We start from the raw sequence: 499 nt of genomic DNA on the forward strand, positions 1-499 counted from the left end.
AGTTGTCTGGCTCTATTTGCAATCGTGTCAACAGTGGCTGACTATCGCTGATATAACCCCGCTTGTCTGCACACATACATCGGCCTGTTAACTCAACCAGTTGAATGTAATAGGTCAGCTCAAAGGGCAGTCCTTTCGGCCTGAGAGTTATGCGCGACACCCACCTGTAAACTCAAAGGAAAACTGTGGGCAGGTTCAATATAGATATACAAGATGATTAATGCCTGCACTTCTTATCAATTATCAGCAATGAAATTCAAGAGTTTAATCACAAAACCTAGGAAATAAGTCAGAACCGGGCATTACGAGAACGCACTCAAGCCTGAACTTGGATAAATTGAAATGGTACTAAAGAAAAGGTATTAACCCAGTAACCGTTCGCACAGAGTCAAGTTGGCTCGTCGCTTTTTATGAAGATGTTCACAGTAATCTGTCATCGCTTGCTTTCGCCCTACTGCGCCATGAAAGACCTTCGAAAACTGCATAGTCAGTTTAAGCC

2 pseudogenes are annotated in these 499 nt (G+C 43.1%); both read right to left on the minus strand.

Annotated elements, in window-relative coordinates:
• A pseudogene (locus IY568_RS25025) lies at positions 1-139 on the minus strand (transposase); the annotation flags it as partial.
• A gap of 223 nt (positions 140-362) precedes the next feature.
• Positions 363-499, minus strand: a pseudogene (locus IY568_RS25030) (transposase); the annotation flags it as partial.

Origin of the sequence: Pseudoalteromonas sp. PPB1 (genome assembly GCF_015356275.1) — a bacterium.
Lineage (GTDB): Bacteria > Pseudomonadota > Gammaproteobacteria > Enterobacterales > Alteromonadaceae > Pseudoalteromonas > Pseudoalteromonas rubra_D.